18 protein-coding genes are annotated in these 16,587 nt (G+C 41.0%); 8 read left to right on the top strand and 10 right to left on the bottom strand.

The genetic code is table 11. The features are described from left to right. Positions 1 to 86 precede the first annotated feature (86 nt). Together PSF27_RS03465 and PSF27_RS03460 are read right to left on the bottom strand one after the other, a co-directional pair. Positions 87 to 770, bottom strand: a complete 684-nt coding sequence (locus PSF27_RS03465; protein ID WP_272680866.1) for a TorD/DmsD family molecular chaperone — start codon at positions 768 to 770, stop codon at positions 87 to 89. Further along, positions 760 to 2,124 carry a radical SAM protein gene (locus tag PSF27_RS03460; protein WP_272680865.1) on the bottom strand — a complete coding sequence of 455 codons (1,365 nt, stop codon included), beginning with the start codon at positions 2,122 to 2,124 and terminating at the stop codon, positions 760 to 762. Before PSF27_RS03460 ends, PSF27_RS03465 begins: the two co-directional genes overlap by 11 nt. Positions 2,125 to 2,871: 747 nt before the next feature. On the opposite strand from PSF27_RS03460, the gene PSF27_RS03455 reads away from it, so the two are divergent. Then, entirely contained in the window at positions 2,872 to 3,414 is a 543-nt protein-coding gene (locus PSF27_RS03455) for an RNA 2'-phosphotransferase (RefSeq protein WP_272680864.1), read from the top strand. A gap of 3 nt (positions 3,415 to 3,417) precedes the next feature. On the opposite strand, the gene PSF27_RS03450 is transcribed toward PSF27_RS03455, so the two are convergent. Then, complete coding sequence (locus PSF27_RS03450; protein WP_225818287.1) at positions 3,418 to 3,885, bottom strand: Lrp/AsnC family transcriptional regulator; 468 nt, start codon at positions 3,883 to 3,885, stop codon at positions 3,418 to 3,420. 164 nt (positions 3,886 to 4,049) lie between these two features. Here PSF27_RS03450 and PSF27_RS03445 point away from each other — a divergent pair, with 164 nt between their 5' ends. Next, positions 4,050 to 4,661: a LysE family translocator gene (locus tag PSF27_RS03445; protein ID WP_272680863.1), complete on the top strand. Its 612-nt coding sequence runs from the start codon at positions 4,050 to 4,052 to the stop codon at positions 4,659 to 4,661. Here PSF27_RS03445 and PSF27_RS03440 read toward each other — a convergent pair. Next, positions 4,658 to 5,224 carry a HutD/Ves family protein gene (locus PSF27_RS03440; protein WP_272680862.1) on the bottom strand — a complete coding sequence of 189 codons (567 nt, stop codon included), beginning with the start codon at positions 5,222 to 5,224 and terminating at the stop codon, positions 4,658 to 4,660. The two genes, PSF27_RS03445 and PSF27_RS03440, sit on opposite strands and share 4 nt — an antisense overlap. A 96-nt stretch (positions 5,225 to 5,320) precedes the next feature. Then, positions 5,321 to 6,745 carry an aminotransferase-like domain-containing protein gene (locus PSF27_RS03435; protein ID WP_206084100.1) on the bottom strand — a complete coding sequence of 475 codons (1,425 nt, stop codon included), beginning with the start codon at positions 6,743 to 6,745 and terminating at the stop codon, positions 5,321 to 5,323. Positions 6,746 to 6,989: 244 nt separating this feature from the next. On the opposite strand from PSF27_RS03435, the gene PSF27_RS03430 reads away from it, so the two are divergent. From PSF27_RS03430 to zinT, 5 genes are all read left to right on the top strand, one after another. Beyond that, entirely contained in the window at positions 6,990 to 8,327 is a 1,338-nt protein-coding gene (locus PSF27_RS03430; protein ID WP_206084099.1) for a cytochrome ubiquinol oxidase subunit I, read from the top strand. Further along, complete coding sequence (gene cydB / locus PSF27_RS03425; RefSeq protein ID WP_206084098.1) at positions 8,317 to 9,327, top strand: cytochrome d ubiquinol oxidase subunit II; 1,011 nt, start codon at positions 8,317 to 8,319, stop codon at positions 9,325 to 9,327. The genes PSF27_RS03430 and cydB overlap by 11 nt, the downstream gene beginning before the upstream one ends. Continuing rightward, a complete protein-coding gene (locus PSF27_RS03420) occupies positions 9,284 to 9,463 on the top strand; it encodes a DUF2474 domain-containing protein (RefSeq protein ID WP_206084097.1) in 180 nt (59 codons plus the stop codon). Before cydB ends, PSF27_RS03420 begins: the two co-directional genes overlap by 44 nt. A 326-nt stretch (positions 9,464 to 9,789) precedes the next feature. After that, on the top strand, positions 9,790 to 10,629 hold the full coding sequence (locus tag PSF27_RS03415) for a siderophore-interacting protein (protein ID WP_272680861.1): 840 nt from the start codon (positions 9,790 to 9,792) through the stop codon (positions 10,627 to 10,629). A 186-nt stretch (positions 10,630 to 10,815) separates the two neighbouring features. Continuing rightward, a complete protein-coding gene (gene zinT / locus PSF27_RS03410; RefSeq protein WP_442958938.1) occupies positions 10,816 to 11,469 on the top strand; it encodes a metal-binding protein ZinT in 654 nt (217 codons plus the stop codon). Positions 11,470 to 11,545: 76 nt separating this feature from the next. On the opposite strand, the gene phoH is transcribed toward zinT, so the two are convergent. The 4 genes from phoH to PSF27_RS03390 form a co-directional block, all read right to left on the bottom strand. Then, positions 11,546 to 12,331, bottom strand: a complete 786-nt coding sequence (gene phoH, locus PSF27_RS03405) for a phosphate starvation-inducible protein PhoH (RefSeq protein WP_206084094.1) — start codon at positions 12,329 to 12,331, stop codon at positions 11,546 to 11,548. Positions 12,332 to 12,807: 476 nt separating this feature from the next. Next, complete coding sequence (locus tag PSF27_RS03400) at positions 12,808 to 13,779, bottom strand: endonuclease (protein ID WP_375084308.1); 972 nt, start codon at positions 13,777 to 13,779, stop codon at positions 12,808 to 12,810. Positions 13,780 to 14,070: 291 nt separating this feature from the next. Then, a complete protein-coding gene (locus PSF27_RS03395; RefSeq protein ID WP_272680859.1) occupies positions 14,071 to 14,541 on the bottom strand; it encodes a threonine/serine exporter in 471 nt (156 codons plus the stop codon). Beyond that, complete coding sequence (locus tag PSF27_RS03390; protein WP_241016833.1) at positions 14,532 to 15,344, bottom strand: threonine/serine ThrE exporter family protein; 813 nt, start codon at positions 15,342 to 15,344, stop codon at positions 14,532 to 14,534. Before PSF27_RS03390 ends, PSF27_RS03395 begins: the two co-directional genes overlap by 10 nt. Positions 15,345 to 15,542: 198 nt before the next feature. On the opposite strand from PSF27_RS03390, the gene PSF27_RS03385 reads away from it, so the two are divergent. Next, a complete protein-coding gene (locus PSF27_RS03385) occupies positions 15,543 to 16,172 on the top strand; it encodes a TetR/AcrR family transcriptional regulator (protein ID WP_206084091.1) in 630 nt (209 codons plus the stop codon). Positions 16,173 to 16,180: 8 nt separating this feature from the next. On the opposite strand, the gene PSF27_RS03380 is transcribed toward PSF27_RS03385, so the two are convergent. Then, positions 16,181 to 16,582, bottom strand: a complete 402-nt coding sequence (locus PSF27_RS03380; RefSeq protein ID WP_225818278.1) for a hypothetical protein — start codon at positions 16,580 to 16,582, stop codon at positions 16,181 to 16,183. Positions 16,583 to 16,587: the final 5 nt, after the last annotated feature.

Genomic DNA, 16,587 nt, shown 5'->3' with positions numbered 1-16,587 from the left:
CGAAGTCCATGCTAAAAATGAACGACGACTTAAGGCTATTTTCTGTCTTTCTGACATTGCTCTTACCTCTTCCTTTCGTTTTATTATTATAAATTGACTAATTCATTGATTTTATTTTGATCACTTCGCAAAAAGGGTTCTAACAGTGCACTCAATTGGCGGTAAAATGGGGTGTTCGCATGGTTATGCAGGTCACGGCAAAATGGAGTAATAAACGCCAATAGGTGGTCATTTAAGAATAAAGACGATACCTGCAATAACGCTTTTGATTCGTCAGTGAGCTCAGGTTCTAAATCGGTAAGCTCAACAATTTTCTGGCTGAGGTTCCACATAAAATCCAGCTCATAGCCAATATGATCCTCAGCTTCGAATTCTTTCTGTCCTAATTCAAATCCATATTTTTGATAGAAGGATTTCACTGCAAGGGTGCTTTCTTGGAATAACAGTTTGTCTCGTGAGACATAAGTGGACTCCCATGGTGCTGCTGCAGGCGCATCTGGCCCAATAAATAAGCGTGTGAAGTCCCAATGTAAATCCTCAAAGCCATCTGTACCCGCTTGTAAGCTGCGTGCTTGTAAGTCTATTTCCATTGCACTAACCGCATCAGCCATCACTGGCAAATGGTTTTCACAAGGGAATAGCGCCAATCCCCCTTCACACAAATATTGCAGTAATTCAGGCGTTGGCTCTTCCATGAGTAAGCGACGCAATACGTCATAAGCAAACTGCCTCCCATACAAAAAATCTAAAATGGGGTTTTCATTTTTCACAGGAACCTCCCTGTATGTCGGTCAATAAAAATTCAGTGGGTGTGGTTAATTCAATACGCACTTCTTTAATCAATGGATCGCCATTTTCATCTGGCTCAACAATATGAGAAGTGAGTGCGATAGGGAGATTTGCTAGCGTCTGTAGATACAGAATCGATTCAGGGTTGAATTGCAAAAAACCGTGAAGCAATTCATGTTGAAAAGGCACATTGGCTTGTTTTAAATAATGAGCCGCTTTCTCGCAGTCATCGCCAAACACCTTGGCACTTTTGAAAAAATAATCCTTTGTAGAGAAAAAATAATACGGGCCCATCACCTGCTCATCATGCTGAAAAAATGCGTTATTTTGGTACACCTGCCCCGTATGTTTATTCTCTAAAGAGCAATAATGCACGCCGAGAGATAAACGCTTTTCTAGCGCAAATTTTAGTACACGTAAGCAAGCTAGCTCGCTATCAGCAACCGCAAGCCCTCCTGCATACCAATAGTTGTAATACACCTCATAGGGTGGGTTTTTTAGGTTAAAATTGCGGGATTTGTATTCATGGCTATTAGTCAGGGGAAAGCAGAACTCTAATAAATTGATACCATCAATTCCAATATCATCTAACTGCATCAGCAGCTGATACATTTGCTCTTCAGTATTGGGGATCACGGGCATTTCCACCATCACTGAAGGGAAAATTTCGCGGGCTAAGGCGATACGGCGTAAAACTTTTTCAATGCGTTCTTTTGAATCATCAATTTTGATGCTAAAACGTACCTCTTGCAGGCCTGCCTTCGCTAATGAAAGGGCCGTAGTGCGGTCTAGCGGGTCACCTGCGGTATATAAACGGGTATGAACTTGCGGTAACTTTTGCTGTACACGTTGAAAGAATTGAATGCTTTCTTCACGAAATAACAGCGGTTCCCCGCCCGTTAGTGCGATGTGGGATAATGGATAGTTTTGCTCTGCAATAGCGTCTACCTCGCCTATTGCATCGCGCATCTCTCGTTGAAAACCTTCATAATTTTCTTGATTAGGATTAAAGCAGAAATAGCAATCACGGTGACATTTTAACGACAAAAATGTCGTGTGGCTCCCTTCCCCCGTTCGGCACTGTACACAAGCGCTAGAAAGCCACCCGCAATGAATACTTTTGCCATTATTCGCAAAGATTGCCCCTAATGTTTTCAGCTCATTTTTCAGTTGTTGAATTTCAGTTTGCTGTGAAAAAGGAATTTCAAAATCTAAACCATACGCTGAAATAGCAGATTGCGTCTTTTTCTCAATCACTAAATAGCGCATAGCATAGCGTGAAAATTTATCATTTTTGAGTGTGGACAGAGTGCTATCTGTTATCGGATAGATCATTAAATTACCTTTAATAAGGAATACCGTTTTATTAGCTATGTTGTGATAAAATATAGTAGGCAGTGATCGCCTAATTATTTGACTGATATTGATAGCTGAACAACAGATGTATGCACTGAATCTTTGGTGAGATTAGTTTTATTTTAACTACAAATTAAAATTATCTATCATTTGCTATATTAATAAACCCAGTATAAATAATTAAAGCAAAATGAAATTGCGCAGGATCAACAAAAATTTCTATTTCAGTGTACTTCCCCTCAGTTATCAATTAAAAAAATCTTATATACTCAAAGCATTACAACAAACCATCACATAATCCCATTACGAATGGTTATATAACAATTTACACATCAAATAAAAATAGTGTTAAAAACATCAAGAAAAATAATATTTAGTCTAATATTTAAAATGAATGATTCCTTTTCAAAATGTAACATTAAATTTCAAACTAATAGATAATCACTCTCATTAATGCCACCTATTTCATTTTTAATCCTACGCTTAAATTTAATCGAAAATATTTTTAATTAATTTGAGCCACCGTTATCTCAATAATCAGATACAGGTCTTTAATTGATTAGAAAAAATAATTTTCACCATGAATTATTTTTCAACATAAAAAATACTTTAGGATTATTTACATCGTTTTTATTGTATGGTTTCGTTATGATTTCATCGATTAATCACGCTTAGTCATTAATTAAATTAAACTTAAAGGAAATAAATATTATTAACAGGCAGTATATGCAAGACAAAACAATTCAATTTAGTAAATTTTTAAGCTACGTTTTACGCCACAAACCTGAAGCCATTGCACTCACTCTCGATCAAGATGGTTGGGTTAGTGTTGATGATTTATTATTACAAGCCAACCGCCACGGGAAAAAGCTCACCCGTGAAATATTAGAGTATATAGTTGAGAATAATAATAAAAAAAGGTTCACCTTCAATACTGAACATACCATGATCCGCGCCGCACAAGGCCATTCAACTCAACAAGTTAATCTCAATCACCTTTCGCAAACACCCCCAGAGTTTCTTTATCATGGAACCGCAATACGTTTTGTCGATTCAATTAGACAACAAGGGTTATTAGCGGGTAATCGTCATCATGTGCATTTGTCGGACAACACAGAGACGGCAACCAATGTAGGCGCACGGCACGGCAAGCCCATCGTTTTGGTAATTGAAGCCCAAAAAATGGTGGAATCAGGTTATCTATTTTACTTATCAGATAACCACGTTTGGTTAACTGAACATGTTCCCGCCAAATTTATCCAACCGTAATAGCTAAAGTGGCAACGCATATGTGACCTTAACCGTTTCCATGGGGACTTCGGTCTTAATACTTTGGATACTGTTTATTTGTGTTAAATGATCCGCATGAAAACGGCGATATGAAGCAAGGTCTTGAGTGACAATGCGGATTAATGCATCACACTCACCCGCCATCAGATGGCATTCCACCACTTCAGGCATCTGTTTAATATCCTCAACAAACTGATTAATGGTCTTAGCATCCTGTGTTTTAAACCAAATGCGCGCAAATAACGACAACCCCGCGCCTATTTTGGCGCCATCAAGTACCGCCACATAACGTTTTATCACTCCCGCCTCTTCGAGCAATTTTACACGACGCAAACAAGGAGACGGGGAAAGCCCAACCTCTTTAGCCAGCTCAACATTCTGTATTTTTCCATCACGCTGTAGCACCTGTAAAATACGTCTATCAATGGCATCGAGTTTTATCATATTCATTTTTATTGAAACCTAAAGCTCACTTATTAATATTTATTGATATTCAATGCTAATTTATTGTTATTTTCAAGCAATAAAACAACCCTATACTACTGCATTGTCGTTATAATTTTTACGCAGCTGGCCAGTTGCCTCATCAACAATAAAATCAAAGAGGTCATTCTATGGAGTTACACACATTAGCATTATTCAGTGCTACAGTGATCCCACTGATTTGCACACCAGGCCCTGATATTTTATTTATTTCAGCACAGGGGCTGTCAGGTGGGCCAAGTGCCGCTTGGAAGGCTAATTTAGGGATTATTTTAGGTTATATAACCCATGCGATACTGGCGGCACTTGGCCTTGCTGCAATTGTTGCAACCTCACCAATGGTGTTTCATACAATAAAATGGGTTGGTGTTGCCTATGTAGCATACCTCGCTGCTCGGATGATCATGTCTGCAATGAAAGCCAATGAAGTCAAAATACAAAAAGTATCGAATAAAGCGGTGATTGGTAAGGCATTTTTAACCAGTTTTTTAAACCCTAAAGGCTTACTGGTGTATTTTGCAATCTTACCTAATTTTATTCAGTTGAGCGAAAGTGTTGCGATTCAATCGCTAATCCTTTCTGCCACTTTTATTGTGTCTTGTGTGGTGATTTATGGCGTTATTGGGATGTTGTTTGCTTCCATGCATAAAAAACAAGGTTATAACGACAATAAACGCCGCATTACAGAAGGCGTTGCAGGTGGCTTGTTAACCTTTGCAGCTATAGGATTAGCGGCAAGTTAACGTGGTAATAGTTCAATATAAATCAGCTGGCTATTGGCATTAAGGGGGGTCACTTCACCCTCGCCGATATCTGGCAACCACCAACCGCCTTGACCAACCACCATTCGGTTACAGCTCCCGCCAGACACAGCCCATTCGCCACGTCGTACAAAAACTAGACCAGCTTGATTGTTCGGCAGTTTACACGTCTCAGTCACTAAAGCGCTTTTTACCACCCAGCGATCCGCGCGGAAAATAAAATTCAATAGCTGTGTATTCGGCTGGCTCACATTGATCGCCGCATATTGCTGAGCTGAAAATTGAGCATGCTCACCAACCTGGCTCAACCGCTGCGTAAAATTTTTATTATCGTTTAATGTTATTTCTTGGTTATTGAGCAAAATAACTAACCTTTCACCTTCGGCGTAGCGTTTAAGGTAGCTATCTTGATTAATCGTCGCGATGCTTGCACGTAATGAATAATCTGAAGCCACGGGCCAGCAAAAAACTTCTTGGCTGGCCCCTCCTCCATCATTCCATTTGAGATGTGGCAAATCAGTGATATCAAAACATTTAATTTTCACATTACCTCCCAAAACGTTGTCATTCACTGTTTTAGATGTGTACTTAGAGTCGCAAAGTTAATCTTTCAAGGCAATGAATTTACAACGATAATGTGACTAATCGCGCTTCTCTTTAATTAATTGGTGACATAATCGACCTAATGTTTTCATCGCCTCTTCAATACGCTCAGTCCATGTAAAAGAGGCATTTAAGCGAAATGCATGGTTAAACTGATCACTGGTCGAAAACATACTGCCTGGTGCAATGCTGATACCTTCTTTTAATGCTAATTGATATAAGCGAATTGCATTAAACGGCGGCTCAAATTCTAACCATAAAAAGTAACCACCTTTAGGCATATTCACTTTTACCGAGGACGGCATATACTTCGCTATTGCCCCTAGCATCTGATGCTGTCGTTGTTCCATGGTGACTCGCAATTTACGTAAGTGACTGTCGTACCCCCCTAAAGAGAGATACTCAGCAATAGCGAGCTGTGTGGGAACACTTGCTGACACCGTACTCATCATCTGCAAATGCTGGATTTTGGTTGCATGATGCCCCGCAGCCACCCACCCCACACGATACCCAGGAGCCAAACATTTGGAAAATGATGAACAGTGGAAAAAGTGCCCTTTAGTATCTAACGCTTTGGCAGGAATGGGTTGTTTGTTGCCAAAATACAATTCACCATAAACATCATCTTCAATTAATGCAATTTGGTGTTTATTTAAAATATCCACCAACCGCTTTTTATTGGCTTGCGGCATTGTGCCACCCAATGGGTTTTGATAATGCGTCATCAACCAACAAGCTTTAATCGGGTATTTGTCGGCAATGTCCTCTAATGCATCAAGATCGATACCAAATAAAGGGTCAGTTTTAATCGCGATCGCTTTGAGTTTTAACCGTTCAATCGCCTGCAATGACCCATAAAATGCGGGAGATTCAATAACGACCCAATCTCCAGGTTGGGTCACTGACTGCAAACTTAACACCAGCGATTCCATCGCACCTGCAGTAATCACAATTTCATCTGGAGCGACATGGATACCTTGTGTCGCATAACGCTGGGCAATATTACGACGTAATTGCTCATTTCCTGGCGGTAAGTTAGCGGGTGTATTAAATTTGGATAAACGCCTCGCGACGGATGCCAATGATTTAGCAAGTTTAGGGTCATCCAATAACGCAGGTTCTGGAAAAGCAGAGCCAAATGGGATAATATCGGGATCCTTACAAGCTTGTAATACCCCAAATATTGAGGCGTTAATTTCTACATTCTCATTTAAGTGGAGTCCTTTTCCCCCTTTTGCCGCTGCAAAGGCGTTATTTCGGTTGGCCACATAGTATCCCGATTGTGGACGTGCGGCGACCCAACCTTGGCTTTCAAGTAATTGATATGCTTGCACCACGGTCATTAAACTGAGACCTGATTGCTTAACACTTTCCCTCAGTGAAGGTAATCTGTCACCAACTTGCCAAATATTGTCTTCAATTTGTTGACGAATTTGCGCTGCTAACTGTTCATATCTCGTCATAGCCGCCTCAACTGTTATAGTTAATATCCCGATAATTGTTACTATTATAGTTTATCGTCTCATGTTCTACTTATCCACACATTCACCTGACTTTTTTAACTATAAGCACAAAACATTTTTAGTCGGATTGCGATACTTAGCATTCCGGTGTGAGCAATTTATTTTGCTAGGGACAAGCGCCTCGATTGTGATCACCAAGGCTTTAAATGCAGCGTGCCATTAACATATCCACTCAGGGGTCAATATGTTTGGACTAACTGCGCTGGAGCTTGCCCGTATACAATTTGCGTTTACGGTCTCGTTCCATATTATTTTTCCAGCCATTACTATTGGGCTCGCAAGCTTTCTTGCGGTGCTACAAGGCTTATGGCTAAAAACACGTGACGAAGACTATATAAAACTGTTCCATTTTTGGACAAAAGTTTTTGCGGTTAACTTCGGAATGGGCGTGGTATCAGGATTGGTGATGGCATACCAATTCGGTACTAACTGGAGTTTCTTTTCAGACTTTGCAGGCGGGATCACAGGCCCGTTACTCACATATGAAGTGTTAACCGCCTTCTTCCTTGAAGCAGGTTTCCTCGGTGTCATGTTGTTTGGCATGAACCGTGTCGGTGAAAAACTGCACTTTTTTGCTACCTGCATGGTCGCGCTAGGTACCATTATTTCCACATTCTGGATTTTGGCATCTAACAGTTTTATGCAAACACCACAAGGTTTCGAAATCATCGATGGCCGTATCGTCCCCGTTGATTGGTTAGCGGTGATCTTCAACCCTTCTTTCCCATATCGTTTATTGCACATGACGACGGCTGCATTCCTTGCTGCGGCATTCTTTATTGGTGCATCTGCGGCATGGCATTTACTCAAAGGCAATAAATCCAGCGCAATGAAGAAGATGTTCTCCATGTCGTTGTGGTTGATTTTAGTTTTAGCACCTGTCCAAGCGTTAATTGGTGATGCGCACGGCTTAAATACGCTGAAACATCAACCTGTTAAAGTTGCTGCAATGGAAGGCCACTGGGAAAATAAACCTGGTGAAGCCACACCGCTTATTTTGTTTGGTATTCCAAACCAAGAGAAAGAAAAAACCGAATATGCCATCGAAATTCCGTACCTTGCGAGCCTGATTTTAACTCACAGCATTGATAAACAAGTGCCTGCATTAAAAGAATACGCACCAGAAGACCGACCAAATGTATTCATGGTGTTTTGGTCGTTCCGTGTAATGGTCGGTTTAGGCTTATTAATGATAGCCGCAGGGGTTTGGGGCTTATGGCTTCGTTACCGTAAAAACCTGTATGAGTCCAAAACATTCCTGCGATTTATGTTCGTCATGGCACCCTCTGGCTTGATTGCTATCTTAGCGGGCTGGTTTACGACGGAAATTGGTCGCCAACCTTGGGTGGTGTACGGTTTGCAGCGCACCTCAGATGCCGTCAGTGCCCACGGTGAAATGCACATGAGCATCAGTTTAATCGCCTTCTTTGTGGTTTACGGTGGCGTATTCGGTATCGGCTACATGTACATGATGAAATTAATTCGTAAAGGTATCGCGGAGGACGCAGCTCATGGGCATTGATTTACCTCTCATTTGGTTTGTCATCATCGTATTTAGTATGTTGATGTATATCGTGATGGATGGCTTCGATTTGGGTATCGGTATTCTCTATCCCGCCCTAAAAGATAGCCAAGACCGTGACTTAATGATGAACAGCGTTGCCCCCGTTTGGGATGGTAACGAGACGTGGCTTGTGCTCGGCGGTGCTGCTTTATTTGGTGCATTCCCGCTTGCCTACGCCATTGTGTTAGATGCGTTATCCATACCGCTAACTTTTATGCTGTTAGCCTTAATTTTCCGTGGTGTGGCATTTGAATTTCGCTTTAGAGCGGATGAATCTCACCGTCGCCATTGGGATCACGCGTTCATTTGGGGCTCTATTTTCGCGACATTTGTTCAAGGCGTCGTCGTGGGTGCTTTTATCCAAGGCTTCCACGTGGAAAACCGTACCTTTATGGGCGGCTACTTTGATTGGTTTGCCCCCTTCCCACTGTTTTGTGGTTTTGGCTTAGTTGTTGCTTATGCTTTACTAGCTTGTGGCTGGCTAATCATGAAAACCGAAGGGCATCTACGCCGTACCATGTACCGTATTCTGCGCCCATTGACCTTATTAATGGTTGCAGTGATAGCGGTTATCAGCTTGTGGACACCGATGCTCAATCAAGCCATTTTTGATCGCTGGTTCACACTGCCCAATCTGTTCTTCTTCTTGCCTGTTCCATTACTGGTTCTGGGTTGTACATGGCTAATCTTAAAAAGTGCAAAGCGCCAGCAGCATGATAGCGTTCCATTCTTATCTGCCTTGATGTTGATATTCCTCGGCTTTACAGGTCTGGGGATCAGTATCTGGCCAACATTAATCCCACCAGCAATTAGCTTCCGTGACGCCGCGGGCCCCTCTGAAAGTTTAGGCTTTATGTTAGTGGGCGCGTTATTCATTATTCCTGTTATTTTGGTTTATACCTATTGGAGTTACTATGTCTTCAGAGGAAAAATTACCCCAGACCAAGGCTACCATTGATACCGCCGTAACCTCCCCTTGGTGGAAAAAACTCGGTTGGATGGCACTAATTTGGCTAGGAAGTGTATTAGCACTGTTTGCTTTCTCTTCCGTGTTTAAATTGATGATGACCGCCGCTGGGATGAAAGTGAAGTAGATAACTTAAGTGCCTTATGTTAATACCTAAGGCACTGAGGTTGTTGACAACGCAGGATAAAAGCGTGGTTTTTCCTGCTTTGTGTTATCAGCCGAAAATCAATAAATTGATTTTCCTCGTCTATTTTCAAAACCTATCCAACCTGCAGCCAAACCTAATCGGTTTGTCAGCAGTCTGAGTGCCTTATGTTAATACCTAAGGCACTTTTTATTGTTTTATGTGAAACAAATGGGGTGAATATAGATAGTTATATAATTAATATACGTGATATGATAATGATAATAGTTACCAAATAATAAAATTATCATTAATGAAGGAGAATGTCCGTGGCTACTGAACAATCCGTTGAAAAAAATATCTATCGCCCGGCGCCACCGCAGCTTATTCAAGTTAAATCCATTACTGATGTCAGCCCCTCCATTCGCAGCATCACTTTTACGGGTGAAAAGCTTGCAAACTACCCAACCAATAGCGAAGGTGGGCACTTAAAAATCTTTTTAGCCCCTGACTTAACCAGCCAACCCGCTCTGCCTATCCTTAGTAAAGAAGGCCGCAGCTGGCCTGAAGATAAACCTCGCCCATTTGTGCGCACCTATACCGTTAGAGCGATTCGCCCAGATGTCAGTGAAATCGATATTGAATTTGCCATGCATGACGGTGCGACAGGGCCTGCCTATTTATTTGCCCGCGATGCCAAACCTGGTCATTGGATGGGGATCACCAATCCTGGTGGTCCAGACCCACTACTACCAAGTCGAAAACACTATTTTATGGCGGGGGACTCCAGTTCACTGCCTGCCATTGCCGCATTATTAGAAAAAATGCCAGCAGATGCCCAAGGAAAGGTGGTACTACGCATGGATAACCCAGCGGATGTACGCCCACTTAAAAAACCTGCTCAAGTTGAAATCATTTGGATTTGTGGAGATATCAGCAAAACTGCTGAATTAATTAGCACATTTAAATCGTGGGATATTCCTGCCACAGATTGTGCATTTTGGATCGCGGGTGAAGACCAAATAATTCGTGATTTACGCCGTTTTATTCGTCGTGAAAAAGGGTTTGGCCGTGATGATATCTATGCAATTCCATACTGGCGCCATGGCTATGATGAAGAAGGTTATCACCATGAACGCCATGCTGTAATGGATAACCCTGACGATTAATTAAGTTTTAAATTACCCTCAACGCTTATCAGTTGCATTATCGCTGATAAGCGTTTCCCTACCTGTTTCCTGCCCACTTTTTGAGTTTACTTGCATCGTATCACGCTATCTTGCGCATTTTTTCATTGCGATAAATGTTATGTTATAACATAATAAAACTGAACATTATCAAAATAGGAAATGACAGTGCATAAACACACATTATTAAATACAGCGCTTAGCGCAGTTTTTGTCATTAGCAGTTTTTCTGCTATCGCACACGGTTCACATAGCCATGCACATCCGCAATCGGAAAAAGCCCTTCAAGCCTCAAAAGGCATCTTTGAAGATTCCGATGTCAAAGACCGCTCGTTAAGCGATTGGCAAGGCGTATGGGAGTCAGTAAATCCATTATTATTAAATGGTAAGTTAGATGCTGTTTTAGAAAGCAAAGCACAGAAAAATAAAGATAAAACCGTTGAAGAATACCGCGCTTACTATAAAAAAGGCTACGCCACAGATGTTGACAGTATTGGCATCGAAAATAATGTGATTGAATTTACTCAAAACGGTGTCGTCAATAGCTGTCAATATGCGTATTCAGGCTATAAAATTTTACATTATACTTCGGGCAAAAAAGGCGTTCGCTACCTGTTTGAGTGCCAAGATGCTAAATCCAAAGCGCCAAAATACATTCAATTTAGCGACCATATTATCGAGCCGCAAACGTCAGGCCATTTCCACTTATATATGGGGAATGAATCACAAGAAAAACTCCTGGGACAATTAGACAATTGGCCAACCTATTACCCTTATTCATTAACCGATGAGCAAATCGTCCACGAAATGCTGTACCATTAATCATCAGTGACTAATAAAAAATATGCCCCAGTAATCACTTATGGGGCATATTTTCATCACTCTTAAGGCAAATGAATTAGTCGTTATAGGCTAATAGCGCTTTATGGCACAATTGAGATCTCACACAATCATCAATGGTAAAGTTCACCATCGAGACCATTTCATCACTGCTGAAACGTTGTAACGCATCCGCAAGACCAGACTGCACCCCATCAGGTAAGTCACACTGAGTCACATCCCCGTTAACAATAACCGTGACATTTTCCCCCAAACGCGTTAAAAACATCTTCATTTGGGTGACAGTGACATTTTGCGCCTCATCTAAAATCACAATGGCATTTTCAAAAGTTCGACCACGCATATACGCAAATGGCGCGATTTCAACTTTCGCAATTTCAGGACGCAAGCAATATTGTAGAAATGAACTCCCTAACCTTTTGGCTAGAACATCGTATACAGGGCGAAAATAGGGGGCAAATTTCTCAGACATATCCCCAGGTAAAAAACCAAGGTCTTCTTCCGCCTGAAGAACAGGCCTTGTCACAATGATCTTGCTGATATCTTTATTAAATAAGGCATCTGCGGCCAGCGCGGTACTGATAAAGGTTTTACCACAGCCTGCTTCGCCATTGGCAAAAATTAACTGTTTGTGTTTAATCGAATTAATATAGAGCTTCTGAGCTTCATTTCGTGGCAGGATTGGTGAGCCATCACGACGTTCCTTTGCCATACCAATAGGCTCAATGCCTGTCAGTTCAGCGAAGGACGCAACGTTATTCATGTCAAACCGACCAGAACGTTCTTTACGTGATGAGCGTTTCATTTCACGACGTGCTTTTGTTGCAGCTTTCTGTCTACTCATAGTATTAACCCTTCCAGGTATCAGTGATGTCAATTTCAGATGACTAACTATTCAGAACAGAGAGGAGCTCCCTTCAAGCTCTTAGTTAACGATAAAACGGTGTAATGTGGTTCAATCCTCTTTCTTTTAACGGGCCATAAAAAAACCGGTTAGTCATCTCACCATGACAATTTCATGATGGAGGCTAACCGGTCTTGTGTTCGTATTAATAAATACTGACTTCCCATTAGTTTCTCCTGTGACAGCGATACCGTTAAACTAATGAATCTGTATGACACTAATATGACAAACTGCAATATTTTTTGTGACTCAATGAGGCGCTGTTTTTATTGCAGTTTTTACTTTCCCTAAATATAGCGCTAATTTTTTTCAGAAGGCAACATTTTTTTAACACATTTTTGTATTTTATTTGTCACATCAAACTTTTACTAAAAAAAACGCCAATAATCAATTCGTTATTGGTGTTTAAATGACCATTAACGTGGCTTGCAGTTACCAGCCAGGTGATAACCCGCTTCTTGGGCCGCATTTTCGTTAGAAAACATGATTGCATTTTTATCTGATAATGTCTTAAAACCAGAACAATGGGAGAAATGATACTTTTTGGAATTTTTATTACCTTTAATTTCAGCTGAAATTGCTAAGTTAGTTTGTTTTTCAGACTGTTTAGGCAATATTACAGTTGAAGATGGAAAAATCTTCACACCTTCCCCCCCATTTTTATGGTTTAAGCTCCACTGTTTTTGCCCTGTCACAAATGGATTATGGTGCCCCATTACTTTAGCAATACGTTCATCACGGGTACGTTCCCACAGGTTTGGTGGGAATTTTTTATCCCATGCCATCAAGAGTTGCTGTTGCTGACGTGACATGGATAAATTATAACGGTCATGCATATAAAAATAGACACGAGCAACCTGCCCTTTCACCTCATCGCGGGGCTCAAAGACTTTTTGTTTAAAATCGACACGGCTACGACACATTCCATATGGATACGGGGTATTTGGGGATAATTGACCGAAACTAAAATTGCTTCTATCTCCATTTACCTCACCAATGGAAGGCGCCAGGTTATGCAAATCAGCTTCCATACGAGCAAAAACAGGGTCTGTCGAAACACAATTTTTCCGCCCACCATTCTGCCAACATTGGCGCTGATGACCGAATACCCATGCAGGCACAATATGTTCCCACTCTATACGCTCGGCACGGCTTTGCTGTTTGCGTACCTGATAGCCACAAGAGATTAAATCCACTTGCCCACCACTTTTGCCTACCCACTCCCACTGACAGCCACAGTAAATCGTTCCTTCCCCTTGTTGACTTTGATCGGAATAGACTTGAGTTTTGCTGAGCACTTTCGCTTGGGTGAATGAGCTAGGTGCTGCAAAAGAAAAGGAAAATGGTAAAAATAGAAAGAAAGACAGAATAAAACGGAAGAAAGACAAAAAACTGGATTGTTTCAAAATAACACCACTAATCAGAATATAAGCGAAAAATTAATATAAATACGTTAGTGTTATTTCTAACACTCTAATGCATATAGAAAATATCGTACATTCTAATCAAATAAAAACATTTATGGTATCAGCGATTGCCTATTTTTATTGAATAATTACACCTTCGGATTTTCTGCAAATTTAATAGTTCATGTTAGTTATTCTCGGTGTTTTTTATCATTAATAACGCCAAGCGATAGCCTGCTTCAGAGCAAAAACATCCCTTAGCTTTATTGAATATCACACACTTGGGCGTTTACGGTATAGCCACAGCCCAGGCAATGAAATGCCGATGGATAATGCCCCCACAATAAAAGAAGCTTTTAAGAAGTTTGTCACTAAAACCTCAATTAACTCAGGGCTATAACCAAATTGGGAAAGCTTCACCACAGAGATCATCGCCACATAGGCACTAATACCAGGAAACATAGGGATCACCGCAGCAACCGTAAATACTTTTGGATGAGCTAACCACCAGCGGGACCATCGGATACCAATGATGCCAATTAAAATCGCGGCGAGAAAACTGGCCCATTCAATTTGTAGCCCTAGCGCCATCAATATCATTCTAAACCCATAGCCAATCGCACCGAGCAAAGCACAGTATTTAAGTGCCCGCACAGGGACATTAAACACCATGGCAAAGCCAACGGCAGGAATAGCGGCCAACACCATTTTTTCGATTAACACTAATAGAAATTCTATGCCCATTCTTTTAAATTCCAGATAGTCATGGCTAGTACCACACCAATACAGGTTGCGAGTGTGAGTAAACTTGCCATTGTCCAGCGTGCTAAACCTGTATTCACATGCCCTTTAAACATGTCTGCAACCGCATTAATCAACGGGAAGCCTGGTACAAGCAACAAGACACTCGCTGCCATCGAAATGGTTTCTGTCACCGCCAGATAAGGAATTTTGAGTAATAGCCCTGAAACTGAGGTAGCAACAAAGGCAGTAATGCAAAAATTGATCAACGGGTTCATTTGGTGAGAGGTTAAAACCTGCCTAATATACATTGCACAACCACTGGCTAAGAATGTAATTAAGGCACTTTCCCAACCACCGCCATTGAGTTTACTAAAGCATGCACAGGACAACGCAACCATTAGCACCATCAACCAACGTGGGTAACGTAATGGTTTTATAGAAGACAGTTTCTTTTGTAACTGTTTTCTGTCTAATAAATGATGTTCAACTAATATTACGGCATGTTGTACTTCTGTCACCACATGCATATTAATACCACGGTCAATAATTCGTCGTGTTGAGGTTAAACAGTGGCCATCAATAATTGTCGTTAAAACTAAAGAGTTAGACGAAATAGCACTGTCCACTTGACTAGCACCAAGTGCAATGCCTAATCGCGTTGTCAATTGTTCCACTAACATGCTCTCAGCACCATGTTGCAACAATAATAAGCCGCATTCGATGCATAGCCGAGTGATTTCCCGTTGCATTTCAACAGAATCTCCCTCTGTTAAACTGTGCCCATTTAACATACATCCCGCCATTGCGCCCCCAAGATTATGACAAGCATTCAGAAATTCACTTAAACATGTTAGTCTTTACAAATATCATAAAGCCAACTATCAGCTTAAATCATGATCTCTTTCAGGTAAATCTGTGATTCAGAGCCTATGGTTTAAACTTTTTTGGCAAAATTGCTACTTTATTTCATTATTCAAACAAAATGATAGGATCAATCATTCATGAATAACGCCCTTGCAGCCAAAACACCAAAAGGCAGACGCCGCCATCAAGCGATTATTACAGCGGCAGCTGAGGTATTCCTACAATATGGTTTTGAGGGAGCAACTTTGGACATGGTGATTGAACGTGCTGGCGGATCTCGCTCTACACTCTATAAAAACTTTGGGGATAAAGAAGGATTATTTGCTGCAGTTATTGCTGATATGATTGATGAAATTTTCTCAGAACCAAACGAAAAAGTACCACATTTTACTACCATTGAATCTGTACTGGCTTTTTATGGCTCACAGTTCTTGATCAGTGTACTTAAACCACAATCCATAAGCTTATACCGATTGATCCTTGGAGAGTACAACCGTTTTCCTGAAATCAGCCAAGCATTTTTCGAACAAGGCCCTGTAAAAAGCTACCGTTTACTGACCCAAAAACTCCTTGAATTACCTGAAGTAACTGTCGATGAAAAAACATTATTACCTATTTCATCACGATTTTTGGAAATGATCAAAGCGGATGTATTCATCACGACATTTTGTGTTGAAAACTTCAAACCCAGCGATGAATTTATCAACCAACAAATTGTACTTTCTGTTGATATCATCGCTAGCTATATTCGAAAAATAAGCGCTTAACCTTTCCATCAAGCTAAAAGAGCTTGAGCTTGTATTTTCGCTGTATAAATATCCTTCGCCAATAACACCTCTGGGCCATACAATGCAGATAGCATCGGCGCTAGGCGTTCTTTTTCTTCTTTATCACTCCCATCGGGCTGCAATGTCACTACCATCGCACGACAATGTTGTTCCATAGGTTCTTTAGCATGCTTTAGCCAACGACGTACATATTTCATGCCTTCGATATCCTCTGCTGATGGTTTATCTTTTGGTGCTGTTGGCGGATATACTAAGGTAAACTGTGCCCTTCGTGCTAATAATAAGTCCATTTCCTCTAGCCATAAACGTGTTTCATCCATTGTGGATGGGAAGGCGTTCATAATACAAACAGGCCAACTGTTTGTGTCCACCATAATTTTATTCTGCATAATAA

Origin of the sequence: Providencia sp. PROV129 (genome assembly GCF_028482245.1) — a bacterium.
Taxonomy (GTDB): domain Bacteria; phylum Pseudomonadota; class Gammaproteobacteria; order Enterobacterales; family Enterobacteriaceae; genus Providencia; species Providencia vermicola.
Note: the sequence above shows the minus strand (reverse complement) of the source record. Positions and strands in the feature narration are given on the sequence as shown.

Excerpts from the sequence above, each read along its gene's own strand:
- cydB (WP_206084098.1), top strand. The coding sequence starts at position 8,317 with ATGGGCATTGATTTACCTCTCATTTGGTTTGTCATCATCGTATTTAGT.
- PSF27_RS03435 (WP_206084100.1), bottom strand. The coding sequence starts at position 6,745 with ATGACGAGATATGAACAGTTAGCAGCGCAAATTCGTCAACAAATTGAA.
- PSF27_RS03455 (WP_272680864.1), top strand. The coding sequence starts at position 2,872 with ATGCAAGACAAAACAATTCAATTTAGTAAATTTTTAAGCTACGTTTTA.
- PSF27_RS03450 (WP_225818287.1), bottom strand. The coding sequence starts at position 3,885 with ATGAATATGATAAAACTCGATGCCATTGATAGACGTATTTTACAGGTG.
- PSF27_RS03390 (WP_241016833.1), bottom strand. The coding sequence starts at position 15,344 with ATGGCGGGATGTATGTTAAATGGGCACAGTTTAACAGAGGGAGATTCT.
- PSF27_RS03395 (WP_272680859.1), bottom strand. The coding sequence starts at position 14,541 with ATGGGCATAGAATTTCTATTAGTGTTAATCGAAAAAATGGTGTTGGCC.
- PSF27_RS03380 (WP_225818278.1), bottom strand. The coding sequence starts at position 16,582 with ATGCAGAATAAAATTATGGTGGACACAAACAGTTGGCCTGTTTGTATT.
- PSF27_RS03385 (WP_206084091.1), top strand. The coding sequence starts at position 15,543 with ATGAATAACGCCCTTGCAGCCAAAACACCAAAAGGCAGACGCCGCCAT.
- PSF27_RS03460 (WP_272680865.1), bottom strand. The coding sequence starts at position 2,124 with ATGATCTATCCGATAACAGATAGCACTCTGTCCACACTCAAAAATGAT.
- phoH (WP_206084094.1), bottom strand. The coding sequence starts at position 12,331 with ATGAGTAGACAGAAAGCTGCAACAAAAGCACGTCGTGAAATGAAACGC.
- PSF27_RS03445 (WP_272680863.1), top strand. The coding sequence starts at position 4,050 with ATGGAGTTACACACATTAGCATTATTCAGTGCTACAGTGATCCCACTG.
- PSF27_RS03420 (WP_206084097.1), top strand. The coding sequence starts at position 9,284 with ATGTCTTCAGAGGAAAAATTACCCCAGACCAAGGCTACCATTGATACC.
- PSF27_RS03430 (WP_206084099.1), top strand. The coding sequence starts at position 6,990 with ATGTTTGGACTAACTGCGCTGGAGCTTGCCCGTATACAATTTGCGTTT.